This is a genomic window from Streptomyces sp. NBC_00872 (assembly GCF_045161915.1).
GTDB lineage: Bacteria > Actinomycetota > Actinomycetes > Streptomycetales > Streptomycetaceae > Streptomyces.
The window spans coordinates 4,221,025-4,234,857 of record NZ_CP108806.1; the positions used below are offsets into that span (position 1 = coordinate 4,221,025).

Annotated in this window: 12 protein-coding genes; 6 read left to right on the plus strand and 6 right to left on the minus strand. The window is 69.3% G+C overall.

The genetic code is table 11. The features are described 5' to 3' along the window. Positions 1-92 precede the first annotated feature (92 nt). Entirely contained in the window at positions 93-497 is a 405-nt protein-coding gene (locus OG214_RS18065; RefSeq protein WP_382854441.1) for a pyridoxamine 5'-phosphate oxidase family protein, read from the plus strand. 212 nt (positions 498-709) lie between these two features. Here OG214_RS18065 and OG214_RS18070 read toward each other — a convergent pair whose 3' ends face one another. Beyond that, the gene (locus OG214_RS18070; RefSeq protein ID WP_363081951.1) at positions 710-1,030 is read right to left on the minus strand and encodes a (2Fe-2S)-binding protein; all 321 of its coding nucleotides are present in this window, start codon (positions 1,028-1,030) and stop codon (positions 710-712) included. Positions 1,031-1,371: 341 nt separating this feature from the next. Between OG214_RS18070 and OG214_RS18075 the strand changes: the two genes are divergently transcribed. Beyond that, the gene (locus OG214_RS18075; protein WP_363081950.1) at positions 1,372-2,385 is read left to right on the plus strand and encodes a helix-turn-helix transcriptional regulator; all 1,014 of its coding nucleotides are present in this window, start codon (positions 1,372-1,374) and stop codon (positions 2,383-2,385) included. Positions 2,386-2,653: 268 nt separating this feature from the next. On the opposite strand, the gene OG214_RS18080 is transcribed toward OG214_RS18075, so the two are convergent. The 4 genes from OG214_RS18080 to dnaK all read right to left on the minus strand — a co-directional run bounded on the left by OG214_RS18080 (position 2,654) and on the right by dnaK (position 6,923). Further along, positions 2,654-3,100 carry a heat shock protein transcriptional repressor HspR gene (locus OG214_RS18080; RefSeq protein ID WP_363081955.1) on the minus strand — a complete coding sequence of 149 codons (447 nt, stop codon included), beginning with the start codon at positions 3,098-3,100 and terminating at the stop codon, positions 2,654-2,656. Positions 3,101-3,129: 29 nt separating this feature from the next. After that, complete coding sequence (gene dnaJ, locus OG214_RS18085; protein WP_382854444.1) at positions 3,130-4,317, minus strand: molecular chaperone DnaJ; 1,188 nt, start codon at positions 4,315-4,317, stop codon at positions 3,130-3,132. Between the two features lie 90 nt (positions 4,318-4,407). Beyond that, positions 4,408-5,070 carry a nucleotide exchange factor GrpE gene (gene grpE, locus OG214_RS18090; protein ID WP_363081948.1) on the minus strand — a complete coding sequence of 221 codons (663 nt, stop codon included), beginning with the start codon at positions 5,068-5,070 and terminating at the stop codon, positions 4,408-4,410. Beyond that, complete coding sequence (gene dnaK, locus OG214_RS18095; protein WP_363081947.1) at positions 5,067-6,923, minus strand: molecular chaperone DnaK; 1,857 nt, start codon at positions 6,921-6,923, stop codon at positions 5,067-5,069. Before dnaK ends, grpE begins: the two co-directional genes overlap by 4 nt. A 260-nt stretch (positions 6,924-7,183) precedes the next feature. Between dnaK and OG214_RS18100 the strand changes: the two genes are divergently transcribed. From OG214_RS18100 to OG214_RS18115, 4 genes are all read left to right on the plus strand, one after another. After that, on the plus strand, positions 7,184-7,924 hold the full coding sequence (locus OG214_RS18100) for a sugar transferase (RefSeq protein ID WP_405985294.1): 741 nt from the start codon (positions 7,184-7,186) through the stop codon (positions 7,922-7,924). A 238-nt stretch (positions 7,925-8,162) separates the two neighbouring features. Then, the gene (locus OG214_RS18105) at positions 8,163-10,520 is read left to right on the plus strand and encodes a (Fe-S)-binding protein (RefSeq protein WP_405985295.1); all 2,358 of its coding nucleotides are present in this window, start codon (positions 8,163-8,165) and stop codon (positions 10,518-10,520) included. 253 nt (positions 10,521-10,773) lie between these two features. Beyond that, positions 10,774-12,162, plus strand: coding sequence for an FG-GAP repeat domain-containing protein (locus tag OG214_RS18110; RefSeq protein WP_405985296.1), 1,389 nt, complete (start codon positions 10,774-10,776; stop codon positions 12,160-12,162). A 126-nt stretch (positions 12,163-12,288) separates the two neighbouring features. Further along, positions 12,289-13,266 carry a Yip1 family protein gene (locus tag OG214_RS18115; protein WP_363081943.1) on the plus strand — a complete coding sequence of 326 codons (978 nt, stop codon included), beginning with the start codon at positions 12,289-12,291 and terminating at the stop codon, positions 13,264-13,266. 84 nt (positions 13,267-13,350) lie between these two features. Here OG214_RS18115 and OG214_RS18120 read toward each other — a convergent pair whose 3' ends face one another. Then, entirely contained in the window at positions 13,351-13,833 is a 483-nt protein-coding gene (locus OG214_RS18120) for a phosphoribosyltransferase (protein ID WP_405985297.1), read from the minus strand.

The window sequence follows — 13,833 nt, forward strand, 5'->3', positions numbered from 1 at the left end:
CAACATGCGCAAAGTTGAGTCTATTTCACTCAAGCCTGAACCGGGAGTCCGGCCCCCAGGGGTTTCACCCCCGTCAGACCTAGGCTTCCGGTATGTCCATCGACGTACGCGATCCCAGCGCCGATTTTCTCGCGTTCTGGCGCGAGCAGCATGTGTGCACCCTGACCACCCTCCGCCCGGACGGCACTCCGCATGTGGTGCCGGTGGGCGTGACGTACGACCCGGAGGCCGGGCTCGCGCGGATCATCACCAACAAGCACAGCACCAAGGTCGCCAATGTCCTGGCGGCGGGGCCGGAGGGCGCGCGGGTGGCGGTGTGCCAGGTCAAGCGCGGCCACTGGGCGACGCTGGAGGGCCGCGCCACGGTCCGTACGGAGCCGGAGCTGGTGGCGGACGCGGTGAGCCGCTACGCGGAGCGGTACGGACGCACTCCCGCGCCCAATCCGGACCGCGTCGTCATCGAGATCACCCTGGACCGGGCGCTCGGCCGCGTGTGAGAGCGCGTAAGCCGTAATACCTAAGCCCTGACCACCGGACGGCCGCATGCCGTACCGGACGGCCGCCTCCCGGCCGGACCGCCGCCTCCCGACCGTACGGCCGCGTCCCTACCGAACGCGGACAGCACAACGGCGCCATCGTGTTTCAGGTCCACGATGGCGCCGTTGTGTGGGGGAAGCGCCGGAGCGATTTACAACGACGGGGGAATCGCTCAGGCGCTGCGGGGGGTGGCGATGGTGGTCTTGGCTTCGACCAGTTGGTGGTCCCGTTGGTCGAGGTTCACGAAGATCATGTCGTATCGGATGGCACACCGGACCGGCTGCGGAGCCCCCCGCGGCCTCCGGAGGCAGCGGTAGGCACGGACGTCCTCGTCCTCCTCGCGTACGACGACGATCGGCTCTCCGAACAGGGTGACCATCAGCGAGTCGCCACGGTGAGGAATTGCCGTGACAAGATCGATGAAGTGCCACCCCGACCGGTAGGCCGAGGCCATCTCGCGCCGGAAGACCCGGTCATCCGGCGGGACGGTCACGCGCTCGGGTCGGCCGATGCGGGGACCCGGCCGACAGGCGCCGGCGCCACGTCCGAACCGGTGCCCTTCGGAGCGATGTCCCAGCTGATGTCACCCGACTCCAGAACCTGGACACTCTGGACCGTGGCTCCGGCAGGCGTGAAGTCCCAGCTGATGTCCCCCCCGACAGCCAGCGCGCCATAGGCCAGAGCCGCAGAGAAAGCAGTGGCAACCACCGCGCGAAGCATTCTCTTGTACATAGTCGGCTTCGTCCTCACTTGATGGATTCCTCTCCCCCGCCATGTAGACGATGTCTCACCCGGGCACGTCAACACCACCGGGACGAGGCATCATGTTCTTGTATGTTCAGGACCCTGGGGGGTGGAGATTTGCCCGCGAACGACTCAAAAACGACACATCCCCATGCCGTCACCGATATGTGTGATGACGGCAGACGGCTTTACGCCAGTGCGCTGCGCTCCGGACGCATAGCCCGGAGCGAGGCGGCGGGGACTCCATGCCTCATGGAGTTCGCACTTCTGCACCCCGATCCGGACGACGCCGACTGGCTTCGCCCTGTTCCACCGTCCGCGGCGCTCGCCAAGCGCCTCCATCCGATCGAGCGTGAGATCCAGGAACGGCGGCACTTCGCCGTCGAACTGACCGACTCTTTCGAGCCGTTCATGACGATCAGCGCACAGGACCCGCCGACCACCCACGCGATCACGGTTCTGGAGGGGCTGAGCCGTATCAACGCGGCGCTCGACCTCTCCACCGCCGAGTGCCGTACGGAAGTACTGACAGTGCAGCCCGGCGGCGGACGCAGTGAACACGCGCTGGCCGAAGCCCTGGAGCGGGGCCGCGACGTGGTCGACCGCGGCATCAGTCTGCGCACGCTGTACCAGCACACCGTCCGGCACAGCCAGGGCACGCTCGCGTACGCGGAGCGGCTGGCGGAGGGCAAGGTCGAGATCCGGACCTTGGAAGAACTGATCGAACGTCTGATCATCTTCGACCGCACGGTCGCCTACATACCCGCGCGCTCCGACCGGCAGATCGCGCTGGAACTGCGTCATCCGGGGCTCGTCGACTATCTGGCGCAGGTCTTCGAACAGCTCTGGCGGCGCGCCACGCCCCTGACGGAGCAGGTCGCCTACGAGCCCACGCCGGACGGCATCACTGGCATCCAGCGGTCCATAGCGAAGCTGCTGGTCGAGGGATACGTGGACGAGGCCATCGCGCGCCGGCTGGGGATGAACGTACGGACCTGCCGCGCGCACATCGCCAAGCTCGCCACGACCCTCGGCAGTGGCAGTCGCGCACAACTCGGCTATCTGGTGGCGCAGTCGGGAATCCTGGACCACGAGGAGAGCTGAGGACACGCGGGGCGCCCGCGGAGGTACGGGGGGCACGGGGGTACGGGGGCACTGAAAGGTGCTGTGCGCCCCGTACGCGGGCGCACAGCGAGGAAGCGGAAAAGGACCCCCACCCGATGGGTGAGGGCCCTCCACAAGGCTCCACACGGCTTCTGAGCGCAGAGCCCTTCACGAGCCCTCCGCGAGCCCTTCGGGTCCGCGCGCCCAAAGCCGCGCAGCCCGTCGGTCCGAAGGGGCTCAGTCCGTCGGTGCGTCGGTCCGAAGGGGCTCAGTCCGTCGGTCGCTTGGGGCGCCAGACCACCAGCGCGCTCGCCTGCTGCACATCCTGATACGGCACCAGATCCCGCCGGTACGAGGCATGCACCTGTGCCTCGCGCTGCCGCATCGCCGCCGCCGCGCCGTCCACCGCGGCCGACAGCTCGGCGACCCGGGCCTGGAGCGCCGCGACCTCGTTCTCCAGTTCGATGATCCGTTTGATACCGGCGAGATTGATCCCCTCGTCCTGCGACAACTGCTGCACCTGACGGAGCAGTTCGATGTCACGGGCCGAGTAACGGCGGCCACGGCCCGCTGTGCGGTCCGGGCAGACCAGACCGAGACGGTCGTACTGTCTGAGGGTCTGCGGATGCAGCCCGGAGAGCTGGGCCGCCACCGAGATGACGTACACCGGCGTCTCCTCGGTGAGCTGGTAGGGATTGCGCCGCCGACCGTCCATGTCCGCCCTGTCCGCACCGTTCACGGGACTCACGCTCCCTTCGCCGCCTGGAACAGCTCCGCCCGCGGATCCTCGTCCGCGGTCGCCTTGCGGTAGGCCTCCAGCGCGTCACGTGCCTGTGCGCCGAGATCCCTGGGCACCACGACCTCGACCGTGACCAGCAGGTCGCCGCGGGTGCCGTCCTTGCGTACGGCGCCCTTGCCACGGGCGCGCATCGTCCGGCCGTTGGGCGTGCCGGCGGGCAGCTTCAGTGTGACCGGCGGACCGCCCAGGGTCGGCACCTTCACCTCGCCGCCGAGCGCCGCCTCCGTGAAGGTGACGGGCACGGTGACCGTGAGATTGTCGTCCCTGCGGCCGAAGACCGGGTGGGCGTCCACATGCACGACCACATAGAGATCGCCGCCGGGGCCGCCGCGCTCACCGGGAGCGCCCTTGCCCCGCAGCCGGATCCGCTGGCCGTCGCTGACGCCCGCCGGAATCCTGACCTGCATCGTCCGCGAGGACCTGGCACGCCCGCTGCCCTTGCAGACCTCGCAGGGGTCCTGGGCGATCAGCCCACGGCCCTTGCAGTCCACACACGGATCGGTCAGCGAGAACCCGCCGCCGCTGCCGCGCGAGACCTGTCCGGTGCCCACACAGGTCGGGCAGACCCGCGGGGTGCCGTTCTTGTCGCCCGTGCCCGAACAGGCCTTGCAGGGCGCCTGGCTGGACATCCGCAGCGGGACCGTGGCCCCGTCGACCGCCTCGGTGAAGCTGAGCGTCACCTCGGACTCGATGTCCTGGCCGCGGCGCGGCTGCGTACGCGTGCCCGTACCGCCGCGGTTGAAGAGGCCGCCGAAGACATCCCCGAGCCCACCGCCGAAGCCGCCGGCGCCGGGGCCCGTCTGCGTACCGCCCTGGCCGCCGCCGAAGAGATCGCCCAGGTCGAAGTTGAACGAGCCGTTCCCTCCGGCGCCGGGTCCCGGCCGGAACCCGCCGTTGCCGAAGAGGGCGCGCGCCTCGTCGTACTCCTTGCGCCGCTTGGGGTCGCCGAGGATGTCATTCGCCTCGGAGACCTCCTTGAAGCGCTCCTCCGCCTTGGCGTCGCCCTTGTTGGCGTCCGGGTGGAACTCGCGGGCGAGCTTGCGGTACGCCTTCTTGATCTCCGCCTCGGTGGCGTCCTTGGGTACCCCGAGAACCTTGTAGTAGTCCTTCTCCACGAAGTCCTTCGTGCTCATTCCCGACGTCCCTCCTCTCCGCCACCCACACCGCTACCGCTGTCCGGCGGTGCGACGCCGTCCGGCACCGCACCGCCGTCCGACTCCGCGTCAGCCCTCGTCCGGGCCACCGCTCTCCTTGTCGTTCGCCGACTCCGCCTGCTCGTCGGCGGACTTGGGCTGGGCCCCGGGCTGGGGCTCGGCCACCGCGACCCGGGCGGGCCGGATCGTCCGCTCGCCGAACCGGTACCCAGGCTGGAGGATCGCGACGCACGTCGTCTCCGTGACATCCGGCGCGTACGAGTGCATCAGGGCCTCGTGGACCGTCGGATCGAAGGGCTCGCCCTCCGTGCCGAACTGCTGGAGCCCCAGCTTCGCGACGACCGTCTCCAGCGACTCGGCCACCGACTTGAAGCCGCCGACCAGTTCCTCGTGGTCCCGCGCCCGGCCGATGTCGTCGAGCACGGGCAGCAGCTCGGTCAGCAGACTCGCGACGGCGATCTCCTTGACCGTGACGCGGTCCCGCTCCACCCGCCTGCGGTAGTTCTGATACTCCGCCTGAAGGCGCTGGAGATCCGCCGTGCGCTCGCTGAGCGCCATCCGGACCTGGTCGAGCTGTGCCTTCAGGGCTACTTCCTGTACGTCCCCGGCCGAGGCCGCCGGGCCCGGCCCCTTCACGGAGTCCGGCTCGGCGGCGTTCGGCGTGGCGTCGTCGTGGTTGGCGCCGGAGGGGACGTCGGGCTTCTCGTCGAAGCCCGGGGTCTCCTCGGTCACGCCGCACCGTCCTTCTTGGGCTTCTCGTCGTCCACGATCTCGGCGTCGACGACATCGTCGTCGGCCTGGGTCTGCCCGGCGCCCGCGGCGCCGTCGGCACCGCCCGCGGCGGCGCTCGCCTGGGCGTCGGCGTACATCGCCTGGCCGAGCTTCTGGGAGACGGCCGCGAGCTTCTCCGTGGTCGTACGGATCTCCGCGGTGTCCTCGCCCTTGAGCTTCTCCTTCAGCTCGGCGATGGCCGCCTCGACCTCGGTCTTGACGTCGCCGGGGACCTTGTCCTCGTTGTCCTTGAGGAACTTCTCCGTCTGGTAGACGAGCTGCTCGGCCTGGTTGCGCGTCTCGGCGGCCTCGCGGCGGCGGTGGTCCTCGTCCGCGTACTGCTCGGCCTCTTCACGCATCCGGTTGACCTCGTCCCTCGGCAGCGAGGAGCCGCCGGTGACGGTCATCTTCTGCTCCTTGCCGGTGCCGAGGTCCTTCGCGGCCACGTGCATGATGCCGTTGGCGTCGATGTCGAAGGCGACCTCGATCTGCGGCACACCGCGCGGGGCGGGCGGCAGACCGGTCAGCTCGAACATCCCGAGCTTCTTGTTGTACGCCGCGATCTCGCGCTCGCCCTGGTAGACCTGGATCTGCACCGACGGCTGGTTGTCCTCGGCCGTGGTGAAGATCTCCGAGCGCTTCGTCGGAATCGTCGTGTTGCGCTCGATGAGCTTCGTCATGATGCCGCCCTTGGTCTCGATACCCAGGGACAGCGGGGTCACGTCGAGGAGCAGGACGTCCTTGACCTCACCCTTGAGGACACCGGCCTGGAGCGCGGCGCCGATGGCGACGACCTCGTCCGGGTTGACGCCCTTGTTGGCCTCGCGGCCGCCGGTCAGTTCCTTGACCAGCTCGGCGACGGCGGGCATCCGGGTCGAGCCGCCGACCAGCACCACGTGGTCGATCTCGGAGAGCTGGATTCCCGCGTCCTTGATGACGTTGTGGAACGGGGTCTTGCAGCGGTCCAGCAGATCGGCGGTGAGCTGCTGGAACTGGGCGCGGGAGATCTTCTCGTCCAGGTGCAGCGGGCCCTCGGCGGACGCCGTGATGTACGGCAGGTTGATCGTCGTCTCGGAGGACGACGACAGCTCGATCTTCGCCTTCTCCGCGGCCTCGCGGAGACGCTGGAGAGCCATCTTGTCCTTGGACAGGTCCACACCGTGGCCGTTGGCGAACTGCTTCACCAGGAAGTCGACGACGCGCTGGTCCCAGTCGTCACCACCGAGGTGGTTGTCACCGTTGGTCGCCTTCACCTCGACGACGCCGTCGCCGATCTCCAGCAGCGAGACGTCGAAGGTGCCGCCACCGAGGTCGAAGACCAGGATGGTCTGGTCGTCCTTGTCGAGTCCGTAGGCCAGGGCGGCGGCCGTCGGCTCGTTGACGATACGGAGCACGTTGAGGCCCGCGATCTCGCCGGCCTCCTTGGTGGCCTGGCGCTCCGAGTCGTTGAAGTACGCGGGGACGGTGATCACCGCGTCGGTGACCTTCTCACCCAGGTACGACTCGGCGTCCCGCTTCAGCTTCTGCAGCACGAAGGCCGAGATCTGCTGGGGGTTGAAGTCCTTGCCGTCGAGATTGATCTTCCAGTCGGTGCCCATGTGGCGCTTGACCGACCGGATGGTCCTGTCGACGTTCGTAACCGCCTGGCGCTTCGCGACCTCGCCGACGAGCACCTCGCCGTTCTTGGCGAAGGCGACGACGGACGGCGTGGTCCTGGCGCCCTCGGCGTTGGTGATGACGGTGGGCTCGCCGCCTTCCAGAACGCTGACGACGGAGTTAGTCGTGCCCAGGTCGATGCCGACCGCACGTGCCATTTCGATTCCTCCAACTGACTTGAGTGGAACAGGCTCAAGGATGCATCACAGATCCCATGGAGTCAAAGGACCTGAGTCGAGTCGACTCAACTAAGGTGCGGACGCCTTGTGCCCGGCGGGTTGCCCCCGGTTCACACCCCTTCTCCATGCGATCGTTCTGTATCAAATACCTCGAATGAATCAAAAGCCATGTAAGCCTCAAAGAATCCGGAAAGTAACAGAACGCACAGAAACGGTCAGGTGTGACCTTGAAGCGACGCATGACGTGGCGCCCGCAGCACCGCCTGGAACCCAAGCGCCTTCTGGATCTGACGCTCGGCTCGGCCCTTCTGGTGCTGGCCGCGCCCCTGCTCACGGCAGCCGCCCTCGTCCTCGCACTGTCCCGGCCGGTCAACGGCGTTTTCCGGCGCGACTACCGCACAGGACTCAACGGACGGCCCTTCATCCTGAGTTCCCTGGGCACCCGGCGATTCCGGCTGGATCTGCTCTCCCGGCTCCCCCATGTCGTACGGGGCGACCTGTCCCTGGTGGGACCCGCGCCTCTGAAGGTCGGCTCCGCGGCGGGCGCGGCGCCGTGGCGACAGCTCGTACGGCCGGGACTGACCGGACTGGCACAGGTGCGGCGGCACTCACCCCTGCCGTGGGACGAGGCACCGCTGCTCGACCAGCACTATGTGGAATACCACTGGCTCGGACTCGATCTGGCGATCCTGGCCCATACGCTCCCGGCGCTCTACAAGGGGCGCGTCCAGCGGCCCGGACGGCGGCTCCCCTGGCGGTCCGCGCGGCCCTCCCGGCGCCTGCCGCGGCGGCTTCCGCGCCGGCTCGCCCTGCCGTACTCCCGGTCGGACGCCTACTGGCTGGGCGCCGTACGACCGGACGCCGGCCTCCCGCACGCCCGGCGCAGCCAGGGGCCCGGCACGGTCAGACACCCGGTCGGGACGCCGGTGGGGGCGCCCGCCGGGGCACCGGACCGAGGCGGGGACGCGAGCGGGGAGTGAGCCCCGGGCGCGGACCGGGAGCCAGGTGGAGACTGGTACCGGGCGCGGACCCCGGGCACTGACTCCGAGCGCGGACTACGAGCACCGGGACCGAGCGCCGGGCACCGAGCGACACAGATCACCGGCTGCGCCGCTACATTGCGGCGGGATAAGTGGGTAACCTCAGCCACGGACCGATTAAGTTACCGCTTAGTAGAGTAGCGGTTCTCCCACCCTCGCAGGCCCGAGGAGCCACCACATGCAACTCGCCGCGATCACCGTGTCGCTGGTACTCGCCGTCGTCGGTGTCGCGCTGTTCGGCCGAGCCATCGCGCAGATCTACCGCTTCGTGAAGCTCGGCCAGGCCGTCCCCGCGGGCACGCGCACGGACGAACCCGCCCAGCGCACCCTGACGGTGGCCAAGGAGTTCCTCGGTCACACCCGGATGAACCGCTGGGGTGTCGTCGGGGTGGCGCACTGGTTCGTCGCGGTCGGCTTCTTCTCGCTCGTACTGACCCTGGTGAACGCCTTCGGGCAGCTCTTCAGGGCCGACTGGCTGCTGCCGGTCATCGGTGACTGGACTCCGTACGAGGTCTTCGTCGAGCTGATCGGTCTGCTGACCACCCTCGGCATCCTGACGCTGATCGTCATCCGCCAGCTCTCGCTCCCCGGCCGCGCCGGCCGCAAGTCACGCTTCGCGGGCTCCAACTTCGGCCAGGCGTACTTCGTCGAGGCCGTCATCCTCATCATCGGTGTGGCGATCCTCGTCCTGCGCGGCCTGGAGGGCGCGCTGCACCACGCGGACTCGTACCAGGCGGCGTATCTCGTCTCGTATCCGCTGGTCGCGGCGTTCAAGGGGCTCAGCCTCGGCACCCTCCAGAACCTGGTCTATCTGGTCGCGATGATCAAGATCGGGACGTCCTTCATCTGGATGATCACGGTCGCGCTCAAGACCGACATGGGCGTGGCCTGGCACCGGTTCCTCGCCTTCCCGAACATCTGGTTCAAGCGCGAGGCCGACGGCTCCACGGCGCTCGGCGCGCTGCCGCCGATGACCAGCGCCGGCCAGGAGATCGACTTCGAGGATCCCGGCGAGGACGACGTCTTCGGTGTCTCCCAGGTCGAGCACTTCTCCTGGAAGGGCATCCTCGACTTCTCCACCTGTACGGAGTGCGGCCGCTGCCAGTCGCAGTGCCCTGCCTGGAACACGGGCAAGCCGCTCTCGCCCAAGCTGCTGATCATGTCGCTGCGCGACCACGCGCACGCCAAGGCGCCGTATCTGCTGGCTGGTGGCGGCAAGAACGCGGAGGGCGAGGAGAAGGCCTCCGAGGAGCGGTTGGCCGGGGTGCCCGCCGCGGCCCTCGCGGAGGCCGGGCGCCCGCTGATCGGGACGCTGGAGGAGAACGGCGTCATCGACCCGGACGTGCTCTGGTCCTGCACCACCTGCGGTGCGTGTGTGGAGCAGTGCCCGGTCGACATCGAGCATGTCGACCACATCGTCGACATGCGCCGGTACCAGGTGATGATCGAGAGCGCCTTCCCCAGCGAGGCCGGGACGATGCTCAAGAACCTGGAGAAGAAGGGCAACCCCTGGGGGCTCGCCAAGAAGCAGCGTCTGGAGTGGACCAAGGAGGTCGACTTCGAGGTACCGGTCGTCGGCAAGGATGTCGAGGATCTCTCGGAGGTCGACTACCTCTACTGGGTCGGCTGCGCCGGCGCCCTGGAGGACCGGGCCAAGAAGACCACCAAGGCCTTCGCGGAACTGCTGCACATCGCGGGCGTGTCCTTCGCGATCATGGGCGGCGACGAGAAGTGCACGGGCGACTCGGCCCGCCGTCTGGGCAATGAGCCGCTGTTCCAGCAGCTCGGCCAGGAGAACGTCGCGATGCTGAACATGGCGTTCGGCGAGGACGATGAAGACGGGACGACGGACGGGACGACGGACGGAACGGCGGGCGGGACGGCGGACGGGACTGCGGGCGGGACGGCGGACGGGACTGCGGGCGGAACGGCGAAGAAGCCGAAGTCGTCGAAGAAGATCGTCGCGACCTGCCCGCACTGCTTCAACACCATCGCGAACGAGTACCCGCAGCTCGGCGGTGAGTACGAGGTCATCCACCACACCCAGTTGCTCCAGCATCTCGTCGACGAGGGCAGGCTGGTGCCCGTGACGCCGGTCGAGGGGCTCATCACGTACCACGACCCCTGCTATCTCGGCCGCCACAACAAGGTCTACACACCGCCGCGCGACATCATCGCGAAGGTGCCCGGCCTGCGGAACGAGGAGATGCACCGCCACAAGGAGCGCGGCTTCTGCTGCGGCGCGGGCGGGGCGCGGATGTGGATGGAGGAGCGGATCGGCAAGCGCATCAACAACGAGCGGGTGGACGAGGCGCTCTCGCTGAATCCGGACATCGTCTCGACGGCGTGCCCGTTCTGTCTGGTGATGCTGACCGACTCCGTCAACGGGAAGAAGAACGAGGGTCAGGCGAAGGAGTCGCTCCAGGTGGTGGATGTGGCGCAGCTGCTGCTCGACTCGGTACGGACGCCGGCGGGCCCGGCGGGGTCGGACGAGCAGGAGAGCGCGCCGGACCCGGAGCCTGAGCCGGCGAGGTAGGTGACGCCTCCGCCTCCGCCTGCGGGAACGAGCCGGACCTGTCTGGGAGCGGGTCCGGCTCTTTCCGTTGGAGCGCCGCTTTGCCGGGGCGCCGCTTTGCCGGGGCGCCGCTTCCCGGGGTGTCGGCCGTACATGTTCGTTTGCTTTCGCATGTTCGTTTGCTTTCGTTCCCCGGTTGAACGAGAGCATCATGTGTGGCCGACGACCGGCCACCGCGACCGGACGTGCGAATGGGCCGGATGAGACGGATGGGGTGGGGTCGGTCGTGCGGATCGTGCGGATACGCGTCGCGACGAGGGCCGGAAGAGCTGCGAGGCACGCCGGTGTCTGCGCCCTCGTCTGTACGGCGGTGCTGGTGGCGGGGTGTACGGCCTCGTCCGACCCGGCCGACGGCGGGGGCAAGGGGACGAAGGCCAAGAACGGCGACACCGCCCCGCTCACCGGCGAGGCGGGTGCCGCGCGCCGCCCGGTCCCGCTCGGCCGGGGCAGCCGCCTGCCGGACGACTTCAATGGCGACGGCCACCGTGATCTCGTACTGAACGACCTGGTCAAGGCGCCGGGCGACTCGTACGGAGACGACGCGGGCATCGGAATCGTGTACGGAACGGCCGCGCGAGCGGGCGGGGGCAAGGGCAGCGGTAGGGCAGCGACCGGGGCTTCCGGGACCAGGGCTTCCGGGGCCGGGGCTTCCGGGACCGGCGCCGGTGTCGACCCCGCCGTACGTCAGACCATCGGTCCACGTACGCACGGTGCCCGTGTGGCGGGCGTGCTCCCGGCCGCGTTCGACGCCGAGGCGGCGTGCGATCTCGATCAGGACGGCTTCGGCGATCTGATCATCGCCACGGACCCGCCGTACGACGGCAACGGTATGCCGCCCGTACCGCTCCAGATCCTCTTCGGCGGCCCCACCGGACTGGGCGGCAGGGCGGTGGTCCTCCGGATCCCCGGCAAGGCGCGCTTCGGCAACGAATGGCCCGACCACCCCGTCTGCGGCGACTTCGACGGCGACGGAAAGGTGGATCTCGCGGTCACCGCGAGCGCGGGCCAGGTCAGTTTCCTGCGGGGCCCCTTCGCCCGGACCGGCGCCCCGCGCGGCGCCTCGGCACCGATCCCCGGCGGCGGCCCGGTCCTCGAAGCGCCCGCGCCCACGGCGGATGTCGACGACGACGGTTACGACGACCTCGTGTACTCCGCCCGCGCCCGGACACCTGGTACGGCCGCACAGGGCAAGCTGCTGCTCGGGGGTCCCGACGGTCCGGGGCGCCCGGGAGGCCCGTACCGTTTCAAGGCGGTGGAACCGCCGCCCGCGCCCGTGCTCCCGGGGGCGGCGACCGGTTCGTCGGGCGCCCCGTCGGGCAAGGGCAGGACCGTCACCGACCTTCTCCTCTCCGCCGACTTCACCGGGGACGAGCGCCCGGACCTGGTGACCCGTACCCACCGGGGCGAGGCGACGGATCTGATCGCGCTCTACGCGTCGACGGACGCCGGTACGACCGGGGACGGCGGGACCACCGACACGACGGGGACCGCCGGCACGAGCGGGACCGCCGGCACGAGCGGGACCGCCGACAGGGCAGGAACGACCGGGGGCATGACGAACCGTCCGCTGATCACGTTCAGCACATCGATCTTCCTGCGGTAGACCCCCGGGGCAGCTGGGGCAAACCCCCCAGGGTCCCCCTAGGGGATGTCACAGCTCGGCCGCAATGGCCCGCTCGTTCCGCCGCCCCCGCCGTCCCGCCGGTCGAGACCAGGTACGTTCGATTGCGTGGCTGGATTCAGGATCGGACGCGGCCGGGACAACCGCACCCCGCGACAACAACCGCAGCGGCAGGGGCAGCAGCCGTACGGACGGCAGGCAGCGCCGCCACCCGGTTACGGGGGCGGGCACCAGGCCGCGCCTCCGTACGGGCAGCAGCAATGGCCTCCGACGAACGGTGGCAGCGGCCAGTACGGCGGACATGGCGGGCATGGCGCACATGGTGGCGGGCACGGCGCACACGGTGGCGGTGGCGGGCACGGCGAGCCGGAGTACTTCGGTGACCCGTACGCCCAGCAGCCCCCGCACACCCCCCAGGGCCGGCCGGGCCAGCACGGCGACCCGTACGCCAACAACCCGGGCCACACCCAGGCGTTCAGCCTCGGTGACGACCCGTACGGCGACGGCGCCACCTACCACGCGGGTGCCGCCCCGGCCCCCGCCGGCCCGCGGCTGCGCTGGAAGGAACTGCTGAGCGGCATCGTGCTGCGCCCCGGCGCGACGTTCCTCCAGATGCGCGACTACCCGGTCTGGGGCCCCGCGCTGGTCGTCACGTTCCTCTACGGTCTGCTGGCGCTCTTCGGCTTCGACACGGCCCGTGACGACGCCATCAACGCGACACTGACCACCGCCATCCCGTACGTCCTGACGACGGCCGTCGCCTTGGTCCTCGGCGGTCTGATCCTGGGCGCGGTGACCCATACGCTGGCCCGCCAGCTCGGCGGCGACGGCGCCTGGCAGCCGACCGTGGGCCTGTCCATGCTGATCATGTCGATCACGGACGCCCCGCGCCTGGTCTTCGCGCTCTTCCTGGGCGGCGAGAACTCCCTGGTACAACTCCTCGGCTGGGCCACCTGGCTCGCGTCGGGGGCGCTCTTCACCATCATGGTGGGCAAGTCGCACGATCTGCCGTGGCCGAAGGCGCTGGGGGCGTCGGCGATCCAGCTCATAGCGCTGCTGTCGCTGCTGAAGCTGGGCACGATCTGACCCTCTGCCCCGGAGGGCCCCGGACGGGGCCCTCCGCCGCGCCCGCGCCGCGGACCTACTCGCCGCGGACCGCTCGTCCCGCCCCTACTCGCCTCGGCGTACGACGGGCGGCTGAACGCTCCAGGGGAAGTTGATCCAGTCCTCGGTGCGCTTCCAGACGTACTCGCACTTCACGAGGGACTGGGTCTTCTCGTAGATGACCGCGCTGCGCACCTCGGCGACATGGTCCACACAGAAGTCGCGGACCAGCTTGAGCGTCTTGCCGGTGTCGGCGACGTCGTCCGCGACGAGGACCTTCTTGTGGGAGAAGTCGACGACGTCGGGCACGGGCGCCAGCATGACCGGCATGGCGAGGGTGGTGCCGACGCCTGTGTAGAACTCGACGTTGACCAGATGGATGTTCTTGCAGTCCAGGGCGTAGGCGAGCCCGCCGGCGACAAAGACGCCACCGCGCGCGATGCTGAGCACGATGTCGGGTTCGTAACCGTCGTCCGCGATCGTCTGCGCGAGTTCGCGGACGGCCACGCCGAACGTCTCGTACGACAGATTCTCCCGGCGCCCGGTCAT

Bases quoted from the DNA above. Each gene is read 5' to 3' on its own strand.
- dnaJ (WP_382854444.1), bottom strand. From the start codon at position 4,317: ATGAGCACGAAGGACTTCGTGGAGAAGGACTACTACAAGGTTCTCGGG.
- OG214_RS18075 (WP_363081950.1), top strand. From the start codon at position 1,372: ATGTTCAGGACCCTGGGGGGTGGAGATTTGCCCGCGAACGACTCAAAA.
- OG214_RS18100 (WP_405985294.1), top strand. From the start codon at position 7,184: ATGACGTGGCGCCCGCAGCACCGCCTGGAACCCAAGCGCCTTCTGGAT.
- OG214_RS18105 (WP_405985295.1), top strand. From the start codon at position 8,163: ATGCAACTCGCCGCGATCACCGTGTCGCTGGTACTCGCCGTCGTCGGT.
- dnaK (WP_363081947.1), bottom strand. From the start codon at position 6,923: ATGGCACGTGCGGTCGGCATCGACCTGGGCACGACTAACTCCGTCGTC.
- OG214_RS18065 (WP_382854441.1), top strand. From the start codon at position 93: ATGTCCATCGACGTACGCGATCCCAGCGCCGATTTTCTCGCGTTCTGG.
- OG214_RS18120 (WP_405985297.1), bottom strand. From the start codon at position 13,833: ATGACCGGGCGCCGGGAGAATCTGTCGTACGAGACGTTCGGCGTGGCC.
- OG214_RS18080 (WP_363081955.1), bottom strand. From the start codon at position 3,100: ATGGACGGTCGGCGGCGCAATCCCTACCAGCTCACCGAGGAGACGCCG.